The organism is Mesorhizobium sp. M0058, assembly GCF_040323095.1.
Lineage (GTDB): Bacteria > Pseudomonadota > Alphaproteobacteria > Rhizobiales > Rhizobiaceae > Mesorhizobium.
On the sequence record NZ_JAMYUQ010000007.1, the window covers coordinates 89,583 to 109,242 of the forward strand.

Genomic DNA, 19,660 nt, shown 5'->3' on the forward strand with positions numbered 1-19,660 from the left:
TCTCCCCGTATAGTGACGGAGAAGGGATCCTTACCTTCCCTCTCTGTACCACATCGCGCCCATGGCCAGCAGCAGCAGGCAAAGGCCGAGGAAGCCGCCGAACAGGGGTACGCGCGAGACGGCTTTGAGCACGCTGTCGTCGGTGCTGCGCAGGCCGATCCAGTCTGCGCCCGAGGCCGCACCGGAGGCGCGGACCGGGACGATGGAGGGCAGGGCGACGCTGCCGGTGAGCTGGCCAAGGGTGGAGGAGGCCGCCAGCCGGCGCACGCTGCCGCCGGTGGCCTCAGTCGGAGCCTTCAAGCGGTCCTCGGTAGAGACGACGTCGGAGAATTCCGGCGCGTTGACCGGGCCGACATGGGCGAGTGCGGTCAGGTCACCATTGCCGATCTGGTAGAGGCCGATCTCCTTGGTCTCGATGCTGCCCAGGAAAACGCCGGGTTCGGACTTCTCCAGCTTGACGATCAGCGCCTTGCCCGAAGGGGTGATCACCTGCGCCGGGCCGGGATCGTCGCTCATCGTCTGGCGGCGGATTTCCAGCATCATGCCGCGGCCGTCGGCGGTCAGCCGCTCTTCCTCGAGTTCAGGTTCCTTCATCAGCCAGTGGGCGATGCGGCGGTAAAGCTGGACATGCGGCCCGCCACCCTCGAAGCCGCGCGCCCATAGCCAGCCCTGATCGGACAGAAGCATGCCGACGCGGCCTTCGCCCTTATGATCGAGCAGAAGCAGCGGGCGGTTGTCGGCGCCCTTCATCACCACTTCGCCTTCGGGGTTCTGCACGCCGATGGTGCGGAACCAGCGGCTCCAGCGCGGCGGCTCGGTCGCCGAGCCGTCGAGGCCGCGCGTCACCGGATGGCGCTGGCCGAGATCGGTGAGGCGCGGATAGAAGGCCTTGTCGATGACTTCGCCGGTCGGCATTGCCGGCAGCGACGACATTAGCGGGGTGCGGGCAATCGAGGAGTCGCCGGCATATTCCGGCCCGGCGGCGATCAGCAGCGCGCCGCCCTTTTCGACGTATTCGGAGATGTAGTCGTAATAGAGGATCGGCAGCACGTCGCGGTGCTGGTAGCGGTCGAATATGATGAGATCGAAATCCTTGATCTTCTCGACGAACAACTCGCGGGTCGGGAAGGCGATCAGCGACAGTTCGTTGATCGGCGTGCCGTCCTGCTTTTCCGGCGGCCGCAGAATGGTGAAATGGACGAGATCGACCGAGGCGTCGGATTTCAGCAGATTGCGCCAGGTGCGCTCGCCGGCATGCGGTTCGCCGGAAACCAAAAGCACGCGCAAGTTCTCGCGGATGCCGTCGATCAGCGCGATGGCGCGGTTGTTGGCGTCGGTCAGTTCGCCCGGCTCGCGGTCAATGGAGAGTTCGACGATGTTGCGGCCGGCGCCGGGGATGGTCACCTGCAGCGGCATCGCCTGGCCGATGGTCGCCTCTTCGACCGCGACCTGCTCGCCATTGACCGAGACGCGGACATCGACCGGGCCGGTTTCGCCGTCGGTGGCGATGACGCGGTAGGTCATGTCGAGCGGCTTGCCGACGAGGCCGAAGCGCGGCGCGTTCTCGAAGCGGATGCGGCGGTCCTTCTCGTGCTCGTTGCCGGTGATCAGCGCGTGCAGCGGCGCATTGAAGTCGGGGGCGGCCGGGGCGTCATGCACCTCGCCATCGGTGATCATGATGGCGCCACCGATGCGCGAGGGCGGCACGTCGCGGAAGGCGCCTTCAAGCGCTGCAAAAAGCTTGGTCTCGGTGAGTTCGTCGGCAGCTTCCGACTTGCCGGCCTCGACGACGCGGACGTCGAACTGCTTGAAGCGGCCAAGGCGCTGCTGCAAACCGGCAAGCGCTTCGTCGGTCTGTTTGGTCCGGTCGCCGATATCCTGGCTCTGGCTGCGGTCGACGATGACGGCAACGACGCTCTTCAGCGCCTCGCGCTCCTCATCGAGGAAGACCGGATTGAGGAGTGCTGCGCCCAGCGCAATCAGCGCCGCGAAGCGGAAGATCGCGCCGCGCTGGCGAAACCACAAGCCGACAGCCGCCAGCACCAGCAGCGGTGCGAGCACCAAAGCCAGCAAGGGCCAGGACAGCAGCGGTTCGAAGGAAACCGACCAGTTCATAGGCTTACTGCCCCAGCCGTTCGAGCAGGATCGGCACGTGCACCTGGTCGGATTTGTAGTTGCCGGTCAGCATGTACATCATGATGTTGACGCCGGCGCGCAGCGCATAGATGCGCTGCATCGGATCCGATGGCACGGTCGGCAAAAGCGGGTCACCATTCTCGTCGACGGCCCAGGCGCCGGCAAAATCATTGGCGGTGATCAGGATCGGCGAGACGCCGTCGCCGACGCGTACCGGCCGATTCTCGGCATTGCTGGCCTCGAGCGAGGCTTCCACCCAGAGCGGGCTGCCGGAGAAGCGGCCGGGAAATTCGGGCAGGATGAAGAAGGATTTGGTCAGCACATGGTCGGCGGGCACCGGCTCCAGCGGCGGCACGTTGAGATTGCCGAGAATGTCGCGCAACCGTTCCGTCGCCGGGCTCGCCGAATCCGCACCGATGCCGTTGGCGAACTGGTCGCGCGTGTCGAACAGCACCGTGCCGCCCTGCTGCATATAGGCGTCGATGCGGGCGATCGCGGCTTGGCTCGGCATCGGCGCGGAGGGGTCGATCGGCCAGTAGATCAGCGGATAGAAGGAAAGCTCGTCCTTCGAGATATCGACGCCCGCCGGCGCGCCCGGCTCGAGCGCGGTCTTCTCGATCAGGAAGCGGGTCAAGCCTTCGAGCCCTGCGCGGCTGATCGAATCGTCACCGGGCACACCGGTCAGCACATAGGCGATGCGGGTCTTGGCAATGTCCTCGATAGCGGCGGCATCGCCGGGCTTGGCGTCGTCAGCGCGGGCGAGGTCGGCATGGCCAAACAGCATGCCGAGGCCAAGCAGCAGCGCAGCCGTCGTTGCTGCGGCCGATCGGGCGCGGCGCGGTCGGCGCGACATCAGCCCGCCCATCCAGAACACCGCCAGCGTGTCGAGCAGCATAAGCACAAGTGCCGCTGTGACCAGCGATCCCTTGAGGTCGCGCGATTCATCGAAAGCGTACTGGATATTGGTCACCGGCACTGTGAATTGCGGGCGCACCAGCGGCGCGAAGGCGGTGGCCGGGTCGAGCAGATTGTGGGCGAAAACGCCGGTTTCCGAGCCATAGAGGCCGGGCGGGTTCTCGAACGTCACCGGCAGCGAGCCGGCGCCGGGGACCAGCGGTCGTGCGTCCGGCGTCGGCGGCACCAAAGTGCCGTCGGCGGCTATCATGCGATAAGGCGCCAGCGACGTAGCAGCGGCTTCGGCGTTGGCGACCGCCGCACCCTGGTTGCGCGACAGCTGCACGATGCGCCGCAGCATCTCGACGAAGCTGCCGGAGATCGGCAGCGTCGACCATGTCGCTTCCGGGGTGATGTGGAACAGAACCAGCGTGCCCTTGCCCTTCTTCAACCCGGTCACCAGCGGGGTGCCATCGGCAAGGGTTGCCCAGGTGCGTTCGACGATGTCCGGGGTCGGTTCGGCCAACACCTGCCGGCTCACCGTGACCTCGGCCGGCGGTGCGAGGTCGGCGAACGGGCCGTTCTTCGGGAATTCGGTCACCGCTTGCGGCGTTGTCCATGACAGCGCGCCGCCAAGCGAGCGCTCGCCGGTGCGCAGCCTGACCGGCAACAGATCATCGTCATTGCCGGCGGCGGCCAGCCGCGAACCGGCAAAGCGCACCAGCGTGCCGCCATTGTCGACCCAGTCGACCAGCCGCTGATGGACCTGCGGCGGAATGGTACCGATATCGGCCATGACGATCATCGCCGGTTTCTGGTCGAGAAGCTGCGGGATGGCGTCGGCGAGATCGACGCTCGACGGTTCGACCAGATCGGCGAAAGGCTGCAGCGCGCGCCTGATGTAATAGAGCGGCGACAGAAGCGGCTGCGCCTGGTCGGCCTCGGCCTGCGATAAAAGTCCGACGCGGCGGCGCTTGGAGCTTTCGTCGAGCACGCGCACCGCACCTGCCTGGCGTTCGCCGTCGAGCGCGATCGAGGCGAAGTCGTTGCGCAGTTCGAACGGCACCGCCATCGTGCCGGTGGCGGTGGTCTCACCCGGCGCGAAGGTCAGCGTCGCGTCGGCGATGCGGCGGCCCTTGTCGTCGAAGGCGCCGGCTGTGACTTGTGCCGGCGCCGGATCGCCGGGCGCGCGAATGGCGGTCAGGGCGAAGCCGTCGACCTCGTTCTCGGCGCCGGTGAGCCCAGTCAGCGCCAGCCGGTCGGAATTGGCCCAGACGACACGGGCGGCATTTTTCGACAGCAGTGTGTTGAAGGCGGCCTCGTCGCCCTTTGCCGCAAGGCCGTCGGCGAGAACGGCAACGCTGGCGCCGGGCAAGGCTTCCAGCACGCCGGCGACGCGGACATAGACAGCGGGTCGGTCGGTCGGGATCGGCCTCGGCTTGGCGGCGCGCAGCCGGTCGAGGGCAGCCGCCGCATCGAAGGGGCCGATCTCGGCGTTCGGCTTTTCGGCCGTGAAGGCGATGACGACCGGTACGCCGTTCGAACCGGCATCGGCGATCAGCCGCTGGGCGGTGGCGACGCGCTTGCCCCAGTCGGCGGCACTCGCCCAGTCATTGTCGATGACGAGCGCCAGGGCGGCGCCCTCGGCCGGCAATTTTTCGCGCGGATTGAAAACGGGTTCGGCTAATGCCGCGACGACAAGGGCTGCCATCAACAGCCGCAGCAGCGTCAGCCACCACGGGCTCTGCTGCGGCGTTTCCTCGCGCTTCAGCACGCGAGCGAGGATCTTCAGCGGCGGAAACATTTCGGACTGCGGCTTGGGCGGTGTGAGCCTGAGCAGCCACCAGATCACCGGCAGCGCCAGCAGGCCCCACAACACCATGGGAGCGCCAAAGGAGAGCGGCAGCCAGCTCATGCGCCGGCCCTTCCCACGAATGCGCCATCGGCGGTCATCGCCATGTGGATGCGCACCAGCGCCTCGGAAGCGAGACGGTCGGTGTGGTTGACGGTATAGCTCCAGCCGAGGCGCTTGCACCAGCTGGCCAGCTCCTGGCGGCGGGCGGTGTAGAGCAGGCGATATTCGTCGCCGAGCATTTCGGCGCGGCCGGCGGTCAGCTTGTCGCCGGTCTCGGGATCGGTGAATTCGGTGCGGCCGGCATAGGGAAAGGTCTCCTCCGCCGGATCGGCAACCTCGATCAGATGCGCACGCACGCCATGCCGCGCCAGCACATCGAGCCATTCCATGGTCTCCTCGACCGGGTCGAGGAAATCGCTCACGACGACGATGTCGCAGAAGCGGCGGATGGCGGACAGGTCAGGCTTTGCTGGCAGGTCCGCGGCGTGCATCAATTGCGCTGCGATGCGCTCGGCGCCGTTGCGGGCGGTGAACGGATCTGTCAGGCCAGGCCATGCGATGCGCTCGCCGCTGCGAGATAGTAATTCGGCCATGGCCAGTGCCAGCACCAGCGCGCGCGATTCCTTGGAAACGCTGGCGCCAGTCGATTTGTAGAGCATGGAGGGCGAGGGGTCGGCCCAAAGCCACACCGTGTGGGCTGCTTCCCATTCGCGGTCGCGCACATAGGTGTGGTCGTCCCGGGCCGAACGGCGCCAGTCGATGCGCGAGGAATCGCCTTCGACATAGGGGCGGAACTGCCAGAAATTCTCGCCGATGCCGCGCTTGCGGCGGCCATGCCAGCCGGCAATTACCGTATTGACGATACGGCGTGCCTCGACCAGCAGGTCCGGCACCAGCGAAGCCCGCAACCGGCCCCTGGCGAGCGCGTCGCGCGTCGCTGCCGGTGCCTGGACTTCGCCGATACGCGCCATCAGATTCCTTTGGCCAGTTTCGCTACCACGTCGCGCACGGTCGTGCCCTCGGCGCGGGCGGCAAAGGTCAGCGCCATGCGGTGCTGCAGCACTGGTTCGGCCAGCGCGCGGATGTCGTCCACCGACGGCGCCAGCCGCCCGTCATAAAGCGCGCGCGCACGGGCGCACAGCGTCAGCGCCTGGCTGGCGCGCGGGCCGGGACCCCAGGCGACATGCTTGTCGGTCTCGGCATTGCCCTGGCCGGGACGCGCCGAACGCACCAGTTTGAGGATGGCGTCGACGACGCTTTCGGGCACCGGCATACGGCGGATCAGCGTCTGGATTTCCCTCAGCCGCGCCGGCTGCAGCACGTTTTGCGCCTTGGCGTCCTCGATGCCGGTGGTCTCCAGCAGAATGCGCCGCTCGGCCTCGATTTCGGGATAAAGGATGTCGACCTGCATCAGGAAGCGGTCGAGCTGCGCTTCGGGCAGGGGATAGGTGCCTTCCTGCTCCAGCGGGTTTTGCGTCGCCAGTACATGGAAGGGCGCGGGCAGGTCGTGGCGAATGCCGGCGATGGTGACGTGATATTCCTGCATTGCCTGCAGCAGCGCCGACTGGGTGCGCGGCGAGGCGCGGTTGATCTCGTCGGCCATCAGCAATTGCGCGAAGATCGGGCCGGAGATGAAGCGGAAGGAGCGCTTGCCGGCCTCGTCCTGTTCCATCACCTCTGAGCCGAGAATGTCCGACGGCATCAGGTCGGGTGTGAACTGGATGCGGCGCGAATCGAGGCCGAGCACGACACCGAGCGTTTCGACCAGCTTGGTCTTGGCAAGGCCGGGCACGCCGACCAGCAGCGCATGGCCGCCGGCAAGCAGCGCCACCAGCGTGCGCTCGACCACCACTTCCTGGCCGAAAATGACGCGGCCGACGCCGTCGCGCACCCTGGAAATATCGGCCAGCGCCGTCTCGGCCTGGGCGATCATGTCCTTTTCGCTGATTGGGCTTTCCTTGACCATTACGCTCATGCCGCATCGATCCTTGTGCTGGAAGTACCGGCTTGCACTGTAGTGCCTTAGAATGCCGCGATTCGGCTTCGCCTGGCGCCTACGAATGAATTTAAATCACAGACTTAGGCTGACAAGCGGAACAACAGTGACTATTTCGTGACCATGACGGAACGCTCCGAACATCGCGAACACAGCCTTGCTGCCGCAACCGAGGCGCGCGGTCTCGAAGCGTTGATCTCGCGTGCGGCTCGCGCCGGCAAGGGCGCGGCGCCGGTGGAGCGCTGGAATCCCGACTTTTGCGGCGATCTAGACATGGAGATCAAACAGGACGGAACGTGGTTCTATCTCGGCACGCCGATCGGCCGCATGCCGCTGGTGCAGCTGTTTTCCAGCGTGCTGCGCAAGGACGAGGATGGCAGGACCTATCTGGTGACGCCGGTCGAACGGGTCGGCATCCGCGTCGTGGACGCGCCTTTCATCGCGGTTGAAATGGATGTTTCCGGCGCCGGCGCCGAGCAGACCATCACTTTCCGCACCAATGTCGGCGATGTCGTCGAGGCCGGACCTGGCCATCCGCTGCGCTTCGTCGACGAGAACGAGACCGGCGGCCTGAAGCCCTATGTGCTGGTGCGCGGGCGGCTGGAAGCGCTGGTGGCGCGGCCGGTGATGTACGAACTGGTCGAGCATGGCGAGGAGATCGATATCGGCGGCAAGACGATGTTTGCCGTGCGCTCGAAAGGCGAAATCTATCCGATCATGCCGGCGGAAAAACTGAAGCGGCTGAGCGCATGATGGATCAGGTGAGGCCGCCGCCGTTTTCCACAGCGGATTTTCGCGTGCGGGTCGCGGCGCAAGCTGAAGCCCATGCCGGCGACGATTATGGCGATCATCGCTTCAACCCCGGCCATCCACGGTTGACGCAGCTCAAAGCGCTGCGCGACGCCGCGGTGCTGATCCCGGTCGTCGATCATGGACGCGATGCGACCGTGCTTTTGACCAAGCGGGCGGAAAAACTGCGCAGCCATTCCGGGCAGGTGGCTTTTCCCGGCGGCACCATTGATCCCACCGATGCGACCCCGGAAGCAGCGGCCTTGCGCGAAACCTTCGAGGAGATCGGGCTCGGCCAGGACCGCATCGAGATCATCGGCCGCATGCCCGATTATGTCGCCGGCAGCGGCTATCGCATCGCGCCGGTGCTGGCGATCGTCGAGCCCGGTTTTACGCTGTCGCTCAATTCCGACGAGGTCGACGCCGCCTTCGAAGTGCCGCTTTCGTTCCTGATGGATCCGGCCAACCACACCAGGGACAGCCGCATGTGGAACGATCTGGAATGGTTCTTCTACGATGTGCCCTATGGCGGCCAGCGCATCTGGGGCGTCACCGCCGGCATCATCCGCACCCTCTATGAAAGGCTCTATGCTTGAGTGATCCGGTGTCGCTGGCGCGCAGAGCCGACTGGCTGGGTGAAAAGCATCTCCAGCGGCTGCTTGCCGTGCTAGCGCAGGGCGGCGAGGAAGCCCGCATCGCCGGCGGTGCGGTGCGCAATGCGCTGATTGGGCAGCCGGTCGCCGATATCGATCTTGCTACCACTTGCCTGCCCGAGGAAACCGTTCGCCGCGCCGAGGCGGCGGGCTTCAAGGCGGTGCCGACCGGCATCGAGCACGGCACGATCACGGTGATTGCCGGCGGCGCGCCCTATGAGGTCACCACGCTGCGCGCCGACATCGAGACCGATGGCCGCCGCGCTAAAGTGTCGTTCGGCCGCGACTGGAAGGCCGACGCCGAACGGCGCGATTTCACCATCAACGCGCTCTATGCGGAGGCTGACGGGACGGTCGTCGACCTGGTCGGCGGCGTCGGCGATATCGAGGCACGAAGGCTGCGCTTCATTGGCGATGCCGAGCAGCGGATCCGCGAAGACTATCTGCGCATCCTGCGTTTCTTCCGTTTTTTTGCCTGGTATGGCGAGGGTCGGCCCGATGCCGAGGGATTGAAGGCCTGCGCCCGGCTCAAGGACGGTCTCGCCCATCTCTCGGCCGAACGCATCTGGTCCGAGCTGAAGAAGTTGTTATCGGCCCCAGATCCGTCGCGCGCCTTGCTGTGGATGCGCCAGGCCGGCGTGCTCACCAGCGCCCTGCCGGAAAGCGAGAAATGGGGCATCGATGCCATTCATGGGCTGACCAAGACAGAAAAGGATCTGGGCTGGGCGCCGGACCCGCTGCTCAGGCTGGAGGCGATCGTGCCGCCCGATGCGGAGAGGATGAAGACACTGGCCAAGCGGCTGAAACTTTCGACCACTGAGGCGGAGCGCCTGCGCCACTGGGCGCTGACGGCTGCCGTCGAGCCCAAGACAAGCGAAGCGGAACTGGCCAAGAAACTCTATTCCGGCGAGCGCCAGGGTTTTCTCGATCGCCTACGGCTGTCGCTGGCGTCGGCGCGAGCGCGGGCTCTCGAGGACAATGACGCGCTGGTTCAGGCCGGCGGGTTTTCGCGCCTGCTCGCTTTTGCGCTGAAATGGGAAAAACCGGTGTTCCCAGTCAAGGGCGGCGATCTGACGGCGCTTGGCGCGTCGCCGGGGCCAATACTCGGTGCGATCCTGAAAAACCTGGAAAAGGAATGGATCGGGTCCGGCTTTGCGCTCGATCGCGACGCGCTGCTGGAGCGCGCCGCGGAAGCCTTGAAGGCCAGATAGGACTGCTCAGGCCGCGTCGCGAACTTTCTCGATGCGCGAGCGGATCGCCTCGATCATCGTCTCGCGAATGACCGTTTCGCCATGTGTCTCGCGCATATGGTCGACGGCGCGGCGCATGACCTCGGCTTCCTCACCGGCACGCGTGTGCCACTCACAGCCGGGAACCAGCGAGCCGCAATGGAATTCCTTCATGGGATTTTCTCCTTTCCTCCTTGGAGCCTGTGCCTCTCATGGGCACACGAAGCTCCGCCATCTCTGTTCCGCGCCCTGTCACAGCAGTCGGTTTCGGGGGCACGCACGGGGGAGCTAGCATAACACGGTTCGACCATTTTGGTTGCCGTGGGTGCGAAAAAGGCGGAGCAGCGCTGCTCCGCCCCTCTTGTCAGGCTAAGCCAAGGCGAGACCGTTCGGTCTTGTCCCGATCACTTCACGATCTTGACGGACTCGGCAACCTTGTTCTTGCCGCTCATGTCCCAGGAAACGCGGACCTTTTCGCCGGCCTTCAGGCCAGGATCCTTGAAGGTCTTGGGCAGCGTAAAGGTCGATCCATCGTCCAGAACGAGGCTCATGGCCGTGCCATCATAGGTCTTGACCGTGCCCGTGGTGTGCTTGACCGCGGCAAAGGCAATCGAGCCGGAAGCGAGAAGGGCAGCGGCGGCTGCCGAAACAATGAGCTTTCGCATGTAATACTCCTGGAAATGCGGGCATCCGTTTGGAAAATGCTCCGCCTTGTTCAGGGCCGTCCGGTAGCGTCGTGTCGCGGTTCGGGACTGAACCGCCGGCGCTTCCCGGCCCGAAACGACAAATAGCCGTTTTATTTCAATCGCCTATTAGACGAAAAAGATAATGGCGATGCCACATTGGCTGCCCAGATTCGGCGAATGGGACGTCAATGCGGCTCACGTTTCGCTCACCGATTTTTTACGGCCACCTGACCTCCGGCGGCAGGCTGGACAGGATCGAAGCGACATTGCCGCCGGTCTTCAGGCCGAAGATGGTGCCGCGATCGTGAAGAAGGTTGAATTCGACGTAGCGGCCGCGGCGAATGAGCTGCTCGTCGCGGTCGTCGTCGGTCCAGTTCTCGTTGAAATGGGCGCGAACCAGGTGTCCGTAGACGACTAGGAAAGAACGCCCGACATCCTGGACGAAGTTCAAATCGGCATTCCAGCCGCCTTTCTCCTCCCCCGAATGCAGCCAGTCGAAAAAGATGCCGCCGACGCCGCGCGGCTCGTGGCGGTGCGGCAGATAGAAATACTCGTCGCACCAGGCCTTGAATTTGGGGTGGTCGGCGATCGCAGCGTTCTTCTCGCAGGCAAACTGCATGGCTCGATGGAAGGCGACCGTGTCGGGGTGATCTTCCGTGCGGTTGCGGTCGAGCACCGGCGTCAGATCGGCGCCGCCGCCAAACCAGTGGCGCGACGTCACGACCATGCGGGTGTTCATGTGCACGGCCGGCACGTTGGGGTTCCAGGGATGAGCGATCAACGAAATGCCTGATGCCCAGAAGCTCGGGTCTTCCTCGGCGCCGGGCATCTGCTTCCTGAATTCGGGCGAGAATTCGCCATAGACGGTCGAAGTATGGACGCCGACCTTCTCGAAGACGCGGCCGCGCATCATCGACATGGCGCCGCCGCCGCCCTTGCCATGGTCTCGTTCCCACGGCGTCTTTTCGAAGCGGCCGGGCGACCATTCGGCCAGCGGACCGGTCAAGTCCTGCTCGATCTGCTCGAAGGTGGTGCAGATGCGCTCCCGCAGCGTCTCGAACCAGAGCCTGGCCTTCATTTTCTTCTGTTCGATGTCGGCTGGCAGGCCTGCCGGTATTTCTGGTCGTTCCAAAATGCTGTCTCCGGTCGCAGCCGACAAAGGATCTAGTGGAGTGAATTTGAGATTTGCACACAGCGTGGCGCAGGGCATGGCGCAAATGTCAAATTCGAAAACTCCACCAGAAACATGAACTTGCTAGTGGTCCTTGTGATTCCAACGTTCGCAACGGCGACTGGGGATTAGGAAGGCGAATGTTGGAATCGGAGCACTAGCCTTTTCCGGGCGCGATCCCTAATCTCTTAGGGGCAAGGGTCAAGTGTCATCTGGTTCGGCCCAGGAGTTCTTTCATGCGCACGCCGGCAAGACCGCCGCTGCATGGCCTGAAGAAAAGGCTCGATCGTTCACGCGCCGAGCGCGAGCGCATGCCGCGTGACGGGTTTTTGCGGGAGACCTTTATCTTGCCGCGCCCCGATGCGCGGCTCAAGGCCAAGGAATGGTTCGAACGCTTTCCCAAGCAGGCCTACTGGACCGAGATCGAAAGCTGGTTCGAACGGCCAGGCGACGTCATCGAATTCACGATACGGCGGCTGCCTGCGGCAGATTAGAATTCCACAAGCAGTCGCCTTGCGCCCGGCCCTTGCGCACTCAAGCGATCTTCCCTGTTTCGCAGCGGGCATTTGTCGATCGACATGCAGCCGCAGCCGATGCAGTCGGTAAGGCCGTCGCGCAGCTTCTTTAGCCGAGTGATCTTGCGATCGAGGTCGTCGCGCCAGCCGGTCGACAACAGGTTCCAGTCCTCGCGCGTCGGGGTACGGCCTTCTGGCAGCGATTCAAGTGCGGCGCCGATCTCGGCCAGCGAGATGCCGACCTCCTGGGCGATCCGGATGATCGCCACCCGCCGCAGCACGTCGCGGCCATAGCGCCGCTGGTTGCCCGACGTGCGGTGGCTGCGGATCAGCCCGCGCGCCTCGTAGAAATGCAGCGCCGACACCGCCACGCCGCTGCGCATGGCCAACTGGCCGACCGTCAATTCCTTTACCGGAGCCATCTCGATTTTCCGCTTGACCTCAACTTAAGTTGAGCTTGTAGCTAGGAAATGTCGATAGGGCAATTGAGGAGAAGGCGATGTGCGCCTGGGTGAGAATGATGCAAGACGCAAGGGCCGTTGGCGATGACGACAACGCGTTGAAGGTTCTAGCCGAGTTGCCGGATGGCTTCACCGGCGACCATGGCGACGGACAGCGCGACGTTGATGCTGCGCGTGCCCGGCTGCATCGGGATCGTCAGCCGCGCATCCGCCGCCTGATGGACAGGATCCGGCACCCCAGCGGATTCGCGGCCGAACAGCAGGATGTCGCCTTGGGCGAAGCTGAAGCCAGTATAGGGGGTCGCGGCTTTGGTGGTGAGCAGCACCAGCCGGCAGGCTTGGCCCTTGCGCCAATCCTCGAAGGCGTTCCAGTCGACATGCCGGGTCAGGGCAGCCATTTCGAGGTAGTCCATCCCGGCGCGCTTGAGCGCTTTGTCGGAGAGCGGAAAGCCGGCTGGTTCGATGATGTCGACGCCAAGGCCGAGGCAGGCGGCGAAGCGCAGGATTGTTCCGGTGTTGCCGGCGATGTCAGGCTGGTAGAGGGCGATGCGGAGACGGTGGTTCATTTCCGCGTCTTTCTAATAAGTGGCAGATCGGCCACAGCGGGTGGCTGGTTTTGGAAATTGCTGGACCTGCGGGTGGCCATTTTCTGCGAAGTCGATTATACCGCACGCATTGTCAACCCGAACCGATGGAGGGGTATTTCATGATGACCATGCACATCCAGCGCCCCTCCCGTGGGCTTACCTGCCTGCTGGCGGTTTCGGTACGACGATTTACCTGATTTCTTAGATCTGATCGCACCGATTCCCGCCGAACCCAATTTTCGGCTCTCGAAGGAATCCTGCGATGTTTTTCAACCGGTTAAAGGGGCCAAGCGCCCCAGCTGAGCATGTCGCGACCGAGGCCTATCCTCGTGTCCCGACGGATACAATCCGTGCCTCCGGCCGAACGCCGGCGCACGACATTGCTTCGCCTTTTTATGTCTATTTTCACACGGAGGACGGACCGATGTTCGATCCCTATAACATACCGGGTTCAAGAAGCCTGCACGAACGCAAGACGGCGACCTGGGCGTTGCTGGTCGGCGAGACCTATTCGTCGGCGGTTCACGCCCAGACGCGCCGGCGTCCGCATCGCGGCATGTTGCCGGATGTCGATTTCTCGCGTGCGGTTCCCGACCACAGCCGGCCGTCGCTGGTGCGCCGGATCATCCGGCTGATCCGGCCGGGCGCGAAAAACCGGACTGGCGGCGGCGTGCCGTCAGCTCAGTCGAAAGCTTCTGTCGGTGAAAAGCCCGCAAGTCCCTATATTGCGCGAAGCAGGACCGATGGCCCGGGTGATTCCGGGCCGTCGGTCCCCGCCGACGTACGGTCTGGGGACGCGGAGCGCCCCGGGGATTTTTCCCGCGCCGCATGAGCGGACAAAAGTTTTGTGAGCATCACTATGTTTAGCTGGTTTGAAAGAAGGCTCGATCCGTTCCCCGCAGCGGAACCGGTCGAGCCGCCGAAGACGCTGGTTGCCTTCTGCGTGCATTATACCCGCGGCGCCTGGCCATACATCATCCTCGACGCGGTGCTGGTGACGGCGATTGCCATCGCGGAAGTGTGGATGTTCGGCTTCATGGGCCACATCGTCGACTGGCTGTCCGGGCAGAACCGCGAAACCTTCCTGCAGACCGAGAGCTGGAAGCTCGCCGGCATGGCCTTCGTCGTGCTGGTCGCGCTGCCAGGTACAGTATGGCTGCATTCTTTGCTCAACCAGCAGACGCTGATGGGCAACTACCCCATGCGCATCCGATGGCAGGTGCATCGTTATCTCTTGAAGCAGTCGATGAGCTTCTACCAGGACGAATTTGCCGGCCGCATCGCCACCAAGCTGATGCAGACGGCACTCGCCGTGCGCGAATGCGTCATCAAGGTGATCGAGGTGCTCAATTACGTAATCGTCTATTTCCTCGGCATGCTGTTCATCGTCGGCTCGGCCGACTTGCGGCTGGCGGCACCTCTCGGCGTTTGGCTGCTCGGCTATATCGGGTTGTTGCGCTATATCATCCCGAAGCTGGGCAAGGTCGGGGAGGCGCAGGCCAATGCGCGCTCGACTATGACCGGCCGCGTCGTTGACAGCTACACCAACATCCAGACGGTCAAGTTGTTTTCCCATGCACGGCGCGAAGCAACGTTCGCGAGAGAAGGCATGGCAGGCTTCCTCGACACGGTCTACCGGTCGATGCGGCTGGTGACGGTGCTTTACGGGCTGCTCTATATCCTCAACGCGCTGCTCCTGTTTTCGGTGACGGCGCTGGCGCTGTGGCTGTGGCTCGGCCAAGCGGTGACGATCGGTGCCGTCGCCGTGGTCATCGGCCTCGTGCTCCGTATGTGGGGCATGTCGCAGTGGATCATGTGGGAAATGTCGAGCCTGTTCGAGAACATCGGCACGGTGCAAGACGGCATCGCCTCGATCTCGCTGCCGCGCCTGGTCGAAGACCGGCCGGGGGCGAAGGACATTGCCGTCACCAAGGGCGAGATCCGCTTCGACGACATTCGTTTCCACTATGGCAAGCAGAAGGGCGTCATCGAGAACCTGTCGCTGACGGTGAAGCCCGGCGAGAAAGTCGGCATTGTCGGGCGCTCGGGTGCGGGCAAGTCGACGCTGGTCAATCTCCTGTTGCGGTTCTACGACCTCGAGAACGGCCGGATCCTGATCGACGGCCAGGAGATCGCTTCGGTGACGCAGGATTCGCTGCGCGCGCAGATCGGCATGGTGACGCAGGACACTTCGCTGCTGCATCGTTCGGTGCGCGACAACATTCTTTACGGGCGGCCCGATGCGACGGAGGAAATGCTTGTCGAGGCAGCCGGGCGGGCCGAGGCGCTGGAGTTTATCGGCAGGCTTTCGGATCACACCGGACGTAAAGGGCTCGACGCTCATGTCGGCGACCGCGGCGTCAAATTGTCCGGCGGCCAGCGGCAACGCATCGCCATTGCTCGCGTTATGTTGAAGGACGCACCGATACTTATCCTTGACGAAGCGACGTCGGCGCTGGATTCCGAAGCCGAGGCCGCCATCCAGGAGAATCTCTACAAGCTCATGCAAGGCAAGACCGTCATCGCCATTGCGCACCGGCTGTCGACCATCGCGGCGATGGACAGGCTCGTCGTCCTCGACAAGGGCCGTGTCATCGAGGAGGGGTCGCACGAGGAACTCGTCGCCAGCGGCGGGCTCTACGCGCAGCTCTGGCAGCGCCAGTCGGGCGGGTTCCTGCTCGATGACGGTCCGGTCGATGCCGCCAATGACGCTGTTGCCAACGACATCGGCGTGAAGGGTGAAGCCGCAGAGTGATGACGTCAGCATGATGACAGCCGTCTATCGCTGGTTCGAGGACTGGGTCTATCCGTTCAGGGAGCCGGCGGACCTTCGGCCACCGCCAAGCGTCGGCGGCTTCCTCTGGCACTATGTCGGCCAGGCGAAGTTCGCCTTCTTCGCCATGCTGGTCATCGGCGGCATCGCGCCGCTGATCGAGGCCGGGCTTTTCTACTTCGTCGGGCGGCTGGTCGATATTCTCGATCAGCTTCCCGGCGAGCGCAGCTGGGACGCGCTGTGGACCGCCGCCGGGCCTGAGCTTGTCTTCATGATCGCAGTGGTGCTGGTCATCCGCACCATCGTCGTCGGCCTGTCGGCGCTGGTCAACGAACAGACGATCACGCCGGGGTTCTACAATCTGGTGCGCTGGCAGGCGCACCGGCACGTATCGCGCCAGTCCTACACCTTCTTCCAGAACGATTTCGCCGGCCGTATCGCGACAAAAGTCTGGCAGGCGGGGCAGGCGACCGGCGACCTGATGGAGAGCTTCATCGAGGTCATCTGGTTCATGCTCATCTATACGGTGACGACCTTGGCGCTGGTCGCCGGGCTGGATCTGCGCCTGGCCGTGCTGGTGGTGATCTGGATCCTCGCGTTCGCCTGGCTGGCCAAGCTCTATCTGCCCTCGATCCGCAGGCATGCCGAGGCCACGGCTGAAGCTGGCTCGATGATCAATGGGCGCATCATCGATTCCTATTCCAACGTGCAGACGCTGAAGCTATTCTCGGCCGACGGCGACGACCGCTACATCAAGAACGGCTTCGACATCTATCTCGATGCACTACGGCCCTTCACCCGCCGGCTGACCGGCGTGCGCATGGCGCTGACGACGCTGTCGGGCATCATGATCACCGCGATTGGCTGCTTTGCCGTCTATCTCTGGGTCGAAGGGTCGATCACCGTCGGCGCCGTCGCGTTCACGCTGTCGCTGGTCTTGCGGCTCAACATGCTGCTCGGGCGCGTGATGATGCAGCTCAACGGCATATTGCGAAATCTCGGCGTCCTGGAAAACTCCAAGGCGCTGATCTCGCAGCCGCTTGGCCTTGTCGATGCGCCGGATGCGAAAGAGCTTGTCGTCGCCGGCGGCCGCATCGAGGTGAAGAATGTCGAGTTCCACTACGGCAAGGGTTTTGGCGTGCTGAATGGCATCGACCTTGTGGTCAAGCCTGGCGAGAAGGTCGGGCTGGTCGGGCCGTCCGGTGCGGGCAAGACGACCTTAGCCAATCTCATCCTGCGCCTCTACGACCTCGAGAGCGGGAAAATCCTGATCGACGGGCAAGACGTCGCCGAGGTGACGCAGAACTCGCTGCGCGCCAATATCGGCGTGGTCAGCCAGGACACGGCGCTGTTCCACCGCTCGCTACGCGACAACATCAAGCTCGGCATGCCGGATGCAACTGACGCCGAGGTGATCGCGGCGGCGAAGAAGGCCGAGGCGCACGAGTTCATATTGGGCCTGCGCGACAACCGGGACCGTACCGGCTACGAGGCTTTTGTCGGCGAGCGCGGCGTGAAACTGTCGGGCGGCCAGCGCCAGCGCGTCGCGATCGCCCGCGTCTTCCTCAAGGATGCGCCGATCCTGATCCTCGACGAGGCGACCTCGGCGCTCGATTCCGACATCGAGGCGGCGATCCAGGAGAATTTGGCCAGGCTGATGGAGAACAAGACGGTCATCGCCATAGCGCACCGGCTGTCGACCATCGCCGCGCTCGACCGTCTTGTGGTGCTGGACGGAGGCCGCATCGTCGAACAGGGCACGCATGACGAGCTGGTGGCGCTCGACGGGCTCTATGCGCGGCTGTGGAAGCGGCAGTCCGGCGGCTTCCTCTACCACGAGGAAAGCGTGCTGGAAGAGACACAGCCGGCGGAGTAGGGCATGGCAGGGTCGCCTGATGTCGGCTGCGTCCTCAAGCGGCTGCGGCCAACCGCGCCGGCCTTCGATGCGCTGAAGGAGGAGAGCCGGCTGGAGGGCTACTGGATGCTGGTGCGGCTGGCGGATGGCTGGGCAGGCGGCTGCAATAAGTTCCTGAAACGAGGCGAGGCGCTGTTTGGCGCATGGCATGGCCGAGAACTCGCTGGTGTGTGCGGGTTGAACATCGATCCTTATTTCGAAGGCAGGGACCACGGCCGGGTCAGGCACCTGTTCGTCAGCGCGCGTCATCGCCGCAGCGGCGTTGGCCGCATGCTGGTCGAGACCGTCATTGACAGGGCACGTCAGCATTTTGCCGTGCTGAACACCCGCGCGCCACAAGGAGCCTTTGGGTTCTATGAACGGCTTGGCTTCCAGCCGGTGGTGGGCGAAGAATTCGTCACGCACCGCATGATGCTCTCTCAAGACAGAAAAGGAGGCTGAGATGTCACTGCGTCCGCCATCCCTAGGCGCCTCGGCTGCCGAAGCCGCGTTCGACGCCCACGGCCATGAGATACTGGCTGAAAAGGCCGCAGCGCTCGGCCGTGCCGGCCAACGGGTCGAGGAAACGCTGGCCAAGCTCCGTCAGAACAACGACGACGAGGAGCAGCGACCGCGGCTGCTCAAGGAGGCTGCCGCAGCGGTGCACGCCTATTTCATCCAGCGTGAACTCTGCGGCCTGCGCCGGCATGAGTCGGTCATCCGCGAATACGATATCCCAAGGGCCGTGCTGGTCAGGCTCGGTGCAAGCTAGAGGTCACCAGCCGGCAACAATCATTCCAGCCATTCGGTGATGAAGCTGCCGTTTTCGTGGATGTCGGTCGTTTCGAGCGGGCCTGGGCCAAGATTGGTGAATTTGTGCGGCGTATCGGGCGGCACGATCAGGATCTGGCCGGCCGTGGCCTCGATCTGCTGGTCGCCGATCGTGAACAGGCCGGTGCCTTGCCGGATGATGAAGATTTCACAATAGGGATGCGTGTGCAGGCGCGGGCCGCCGCCAATCTCTTCCTGATAGTTGAAAATCAGGCAGGAGTTGGAGTCGTAGGCGCCGCATTGCAGTTCGCCCTGCCAGCGGCCGGGCGTCCTGGTCCAGGTCTCGCGGTCGATAATATGTGCCATGCCGGCGAGACTAGATCACGGCAACCTGTCCTGTCGAGACAGGCGGGGAGCCTCGGATTTGCTTATATTTCCCTGTTGTTTAGCCGCCTTTGCCGACCTTTGGGCATCTGGCCAACTGACGCGCTGTTCTGTCCCCGCGACAATCTGCCCTTGTGGCTTCAGCCCGCTGGACAAAAACGGGCTTCACGCATAAACCGAAATCCAAATGCCGGAGGAATTCGCTAGCTTGTTCGCCATGCGCTGTCGGGCCGGCGCGATGGAGCGGGGACAAAGCTCGGCCGCCGGCTCGGAAGAGGCGAAAGGATCAGGCACCCGTGAGCGCAACCGACACCCAGGATCCCAACCGTCGTGATTTTCTCTACGTCGCCACCGGCATGGCCGCAGTGGTTGGCGCAGGCGCCGTTGCCTGGCCCTTCATCGACCAGATGCGCCCCGATGCCTCGACGCTGGCGCTGGCCTCGGTCGAGGTCGACGTCGCCTCGCTGACGCCTGGCATGTCGCTGATCGTCAAATGGCGCGGCAAGCCGGTCGTGGTGCGCAACCGCACCGAGCAGGAGATGAAGGACGGCGAGGCCGTGAACCTTGCCGACCTCAAGGATCCTATTGCCCGCAACGCCAATCTGCCCGCCGATGCGCCGGCGACCGACGCCAACCGCACCACGCCCGGCAAGGAAGCCTGGATGGTGATGGTGCAGGTCTGCACGCATCTGGGCTGCATTCCGCTTGGCCAGGAAGGCGATTTCGGCGGCTGGTTCTGCCCGTGCCACGGTTCGGTGTACGATACCGCCGGCCGCATCCGCAAAGGCCCGGCGCCGGAAAACATGGCCGTGCCGGTATTCAAGTTCATTTCCGATACCAAAATCCTTATCGGTTGAGGCAGGGGA

The 19,660-nt window shown here is 64.0% G+C and carries 20 protein-coding genes; 10 read left to right on the top strand and 10 right to left on the bottom strand.

The features are described 5' to 3' along the window. Positions 1-30: 30 nt before the first annotated feature. The 4 genes from NKJ75_RS13455 to NKJ75_RS13470 are packed head-to-tail and all read right to left on the bottom strand — an operon-like array spanning position 31 to position 6,860. Positions 31-2,115, bottom strand: coding sequence for a membrane protein (locus tag NKJ75_RS13455; RefSeq protein WP_023691601.1), 2,085 nt, complete (start codon positions 2,113-2,115; stop codon positions 31-33). A 4-nt stretch (positions 2,116-2,119) separates the two neighbouring features. Continuing rightward, positions 2,120-4,945 carry a DUF4159 domain-containing protein gene (locus NKJ75_RS13460; protein ID WP_023754587.1) on the bottom strand — a complete coding sequence of 942 codons (2,826 nt, stop codon included), beginning with the start codon at positions 4,943-4,945 and terminating at the stop codon, positions 2,120-2,122. Next, complete coding sequence (locus NKJ75_RS13465; protein WP_023695816.1) at positions 4,942-5,856, bottom strand: DUF58 domain-containing protein; 915 nt, start codon at positions 5,854-5,856, stop codon at positions 4,942-4,944. Before NKJ75_RS13465 ends, NKJ75_RS13460 begins: the two co-directional genes overlap by 4 nt. Next, positions 5,856-6,860, bottom strand: coding sequence for an AAA family ATPase (locus NKJ75_RS13470; protein WP_023670009.1), 1,005 nt, complete (start codon positions 6,858-6,860; stop codon positions 5,856-5,858). Before NKJ75_RS13470 ends, NKJ75_RS13465 begins: the two co-directional genes overlap by 1 nt. 144 nt (positions 6,861-7,004) lie before the next feature. Here NKJ75_RS13470 and NKJ75_RS13475 point away from each other — a divergent pair, with 144 nt between their 5' ends. Genes NKJ75_RS13475 through NKJ75_RS13485 form a run of 3 tightly spaced genes read left to right on the top strand, consistent with a single transcriptional unit; the run spans position 7,005 to position 9,534 of the window. Next, positions 7,005-7,634, top strand: coding sequence for a DUF1285 domain-containing protein (locus NKJ75_RS13475; RefSeq protein ID WP_023670010.1), 630 nt, complete (start codon positions 7,005-7,007; stop codon positions 7,632-7,634). Beyond that, positions 7,634-8,266 carry a CoA pyrophosphatase gene (locus NKJ75_RS13480; protein ID WP_352499870.1) on the top strand — a complete coding sequence of 211 codons (633 nt, stop codon included), beginning with the start codon at positions 7,634-7,636 and terminating at the stop codon, positions 8,264-8,266. Before NKJ75_RS13475 ends, NKJ75_RS13480 begins: the two co-directional genes overlap by 1 nt. Continuing rightward, positions 8,263-9,534, top strand: a complete 1,272-nt coding sequence (locus NKJ75_RS13485) for a CCA tRNA nucleotidyltransferase (protein WP_031214927.1) — start codon at positions 8,263-8,265, stop codon at positions 9,532-9,534. The genes NKJ75_RS13480 and NKJ75_RS13485 overlap by 4 nt, the downstream gene beginning before the upstream one ends. Before the next feature lie 6 nt (positions 9,535-9,540). On the opposite strand, the gene NKJ75_RS13490 is transcribed toward NKJ75_RS13485, so the two are convergent. The 3 genes from NKJ75_RS13490 to hemF all read right to left on the bottom strand — a co-directional run bounded on the left by NKJ75_RS13490 (position 9,541) and on the right by hemF (position 11,370). Then, positions 9,541-9,726 carry a DUF1059 domain-containing protein gene (locus tag NKJ75_RS13490; RefSeq protein ID WP_023670013.1) on the bottom strand — a complete coding sequence of 62 codons (186 nt, stop codon included), beginning with the start codon at positions 9,724-9,726 and terminating at the stop codon, positions 9,541-9,543. Between the two features lie 230 nt (positions 9,727-9,956). Further along, positions 9,957-10,217 carry a DUF1344 domain-containing protein gene (locus NKJ75_RS13495; RefSeq protein WP_023670014.1) on the bottom strand — a complete coding sequence of 87 codons (261 nt, stop codon included), beginning with the start codon at positions 10,215-10,217 and terminating at the stop codon, positions 9,957-9,959. Positions 10,218-10,455: 238 nt separating this feature from the next. Next, positions 10,456-11,370: an oxygen-dependent coproporphyrinogen oxidase gene (hemF, locus tag NKJ75_RS13500; RefSeq protein WP_023670015.1), complete on the bottom strand. Its 915-nt coding sequence runs from the start codon at positions 11,368-11,370 to the stop codon at positions 10,456-10,458. Between the two features lie 275 nt (positions 11,371-11,645). Here hemF and NKJ75_RS13505 point away from each other — a divergent pair, with 275 nt between their 5' ends. After that, entirely contained in the window at positions 11,646-11,903 is a 258-nt protein-coding gene (locus NKJ75_RS13505; RefSeq protein WP_023670016.1) for a hypothetical protein, read from the top strand. On the opposite strand, the gene soxR is transcribed toward NKJ75_RS13505, so the two are convergent. Both soxR and NKJ75_RS13515 read right to left on the bottom strand, forming a co-directional pair. Then, positions 11,900-12,346 carry a redox-sensitive transcriptional activator SoxR gene (soxR, locus tag NKJ75_RS13510; RefSeq protein ID WP_023670017.1) on the bottom strand — a complete coding sequence of 149 codons (447 nt, stop codon included), beginning with the start codon at positions 12,344-12,346 and terminating at the stop codon, positions 11,900-11,902. The two genes, NKJ75_RS13505 and soxR, sit on opposite strands and share 4 nt — an antisense overlap. A 146-nt stretch (positions 12,347-12,492) precedes the next feature. Beyond that, on the bottom strand, positions 12,493-12,951 hold the full coding sequence (locus tag NKJ75_RS13515) for a tRNA (cytidine(34)-2'-O)-methyltransferase (RefSeq protein WP_023670018.1): 459 nt from the start codon (positions 12,949-12,951) through the stop codon (positions 12,493-12,495). Between the two features lie 445 nt (positions 12,952-13,396). On the opposite strand from NKJ75_RS13515, the gene NKJ75_RS13520 reads away from it, so the two are divergent. Genes NKJ75_RS13520 through NKJ75_RS13540 form a run of 5 tightly spaced genes read left to right on the top strand, consistent with a single transcriptional unit; the run spans position 13,397 to position 18,411 of the window. Continuing rightward, on the top strand, positions 13,397-13,804 hold the full coding sequence (locus tag NKJ75_RS13520) for a hypothetical protein (protein ID WP_352499787.1): 408 nt from the start codon (positions 13,397-13,399) through the stop codon (positions 13,802-13,804). 27 nt (positions 13,805-13,831) lie between these two features. After that, on the top strand, positions 13,832-15,727 hold the full coding sequence (locus NKJ75_RS13525) for an ABC transporter ATP-binding protein (RefSeq protein ID WP_352499788.1): 1,896 nt from the start codon (positions 13,832-13,834) through the stop codon (positions 15,725-15,727). 10 nt (positions 15,728-15,737) lie between these two features. Beyond that, positions 15,738-17,621, top strand: coding sequence for an ABC transporter ATP-binding protein (locus NKJ75_RS13530; RefSeq protein ID WP_023744286.1), 1,884 nt, complete (start codon positions 15,738-15,740; stop codon positions 17,619-17,621). A 3-nt stretch (positions 17,622-17,624) separates the two neighbouring features. After that, positions 17,625-18,101 carry a GNAT family N-acetyltransferase gene (locus tag NKJ75_RS13535; RefSeq protein ID WP_023744287.1) on the top strand — a complete coding sequence of 159 codons (477 nt, stop codon included), beginning with the start codon at positions 17,625-17,627 and terminating at the stop codon, positions 18,099-18,101. A 1-nt stretch (position 18,102) separates the two neighbouring features. Next, positions 18,103-18,411, top strand: coding sequence for a DUF6665 family protein (locus NKJ75_RS13540; protein WP_023744288.1), 309 nt, complete (start codon positions 18,103-18,105; stop codon positions 18,409-18,411). 20 nt (positions 18,412-18,431) lie between these two features. On the opposite strand, the gene NKJ75_RS13545 is transcribed toward NKJ75_RS13540, so the two are convergent. Then, a complete protein-coding gene (locus tag NKJ75_RS13545; RefSeq protein WP_023683696.1) occupies positions 18,432-18,776 on the bottom strand; it encodes a cupin domain-containing protein in 345 nt (114 codons plus the stop codon). Between the two features lie 314 nt (positions 18,777-19,090). Between NKJ75_RS13545 and petA the strand changes: the two genes are divergently transcribed. Continuing rightward, positions 19,091-19,651, top strand: a complete 561-nt coding sequence (petA, locus tag NKJ75_RS13550) for a ubiquinol-cytochrome c reductase iron-sulfur subunit (protein WP_023670027.1) — start codon at positions 19,091-19,093, stop codon at positions 19,649-19,651. The last annotated feature ends 9 nt before the right edge of the window (positions 19,652-19,660 follow it).

Coding starts and splice junctions, on each gene's coding strand:
- NKJ75_RS13465 (WP_023695816.1), bottom strand. CDS start 5,856: ATGGCGCGTATCGGCGAAGTCCAGGCACCGGCAGCGACGCGCGACGCG.
- NKJ75_RS13525 (WP_352499788.1), top strand. CDS start 13,832: ATGTTTAGCTGGTTTGAAAGAAGGCTCGATCCGTTCCCCGCAGCGGAA.
- NKJ75_RS13490 (WP_023670013.1), bottom strand. CDS start 9,726: ATGAAGGAATTCCATTGCGGCTCGCTGGTTCCCGGCTGTGAGTGGCAC.
- NKJ75_RS13530 (WP_023744286.1), top strand. CDS start 15,738: ATGATGACAGCCGTCTATCGCTGGTTCGAGGACTGGGTCTATCCGTTC.
- NKJ75_RS13460 (WP_023754587.1), bottom strand. CDS start 4,945: ATGAGCTGGCTGCCGCTCTCCTTTGGCGCTCCCATGGTGTTGTGGGGC.
- NKJ75_RS13495 (WP_023670014.1), bottom strand. CDS start 10,217: ATGCGAAAGCTCATTGTTTCGGCAGCCGCCGCTGCCCTTCTCGCTTCC.
- NKJ75_RS13535 (WP_023744287.1), top strand. CDS start 17,625: ATGGCAGGGTCGCCTGATGTCGGCTGCGTCCTCAAGCGGCTGCGGCCA.
- NKJ75_RS13515 (WP_023670018.1), bottom strand. CDS start 12,951: ATGAACCACCGTCTCCGCATCGCCCTCTACCAGCCTGACATCGCCGGC.
- NKJ75_RS13505 (WP_023670016.1), top strand. CDS start 11,646: ATGCGCACGCCGGCAAGACCGCCGCTGCATGGCCTGAAGAAAAGGCTC.
- NKJ75_RS13520 (WP_352499787.1), top strand. CDS start 13,397: ATGTTCGATCCCTATAACATACCGGGTTCAAGAAGCCTGCACGAACGC.
- NKJ75_RS13470 (WP_023670009.1), bottom strand. CDS start 6,860: ATGAGCGTAATGGTCAAGGAAAGCCCAATCAGCGAAAAGGACATGATC.
- NKJ75_RS13545 (WP_023683696.1), bottom strand. CDS start 18,776: ATGGCACATATTATCGACCGCGAGACCTGGACCAGGACGCCCGGCCGC.
- soxR (WP_023670017.1), bottom strand. CDS start 12,346: ATGGCTCCGGTAAAGGAATTGACGGTCGGCCAGTTGGCCATGCGCAGC.
- NKJ75_RS13540 (WP_023744288.1), top strand. CDS start 18,103: ATGTCACTGCGTCCGCCATCCCTAGGCGCCTCGGCTGCCGAAGCCGCG.
- NKJ75_RS13455 (WP_023691601.1), bottom strand. CDS start 2,115: ATGAACTGGTCGGTTTCCTTCGAACCGCTGCTGTCCTGGCCCTTGCTG.
- NKJ75_RS13475 (WP_023670010.1), top strand. CDS start 7,005: ATGACGGAACGCTCCGAACATCGCGAACACAGCCTTGCTGCCGCAACC.
- NKJ75_RS13480 (WP_352499870.1), top strand. CDS start 7,634: ATGGATCAGGTGAGGCCGCCGCCGTTTTCCACAGCGGATTTTCGCGTG.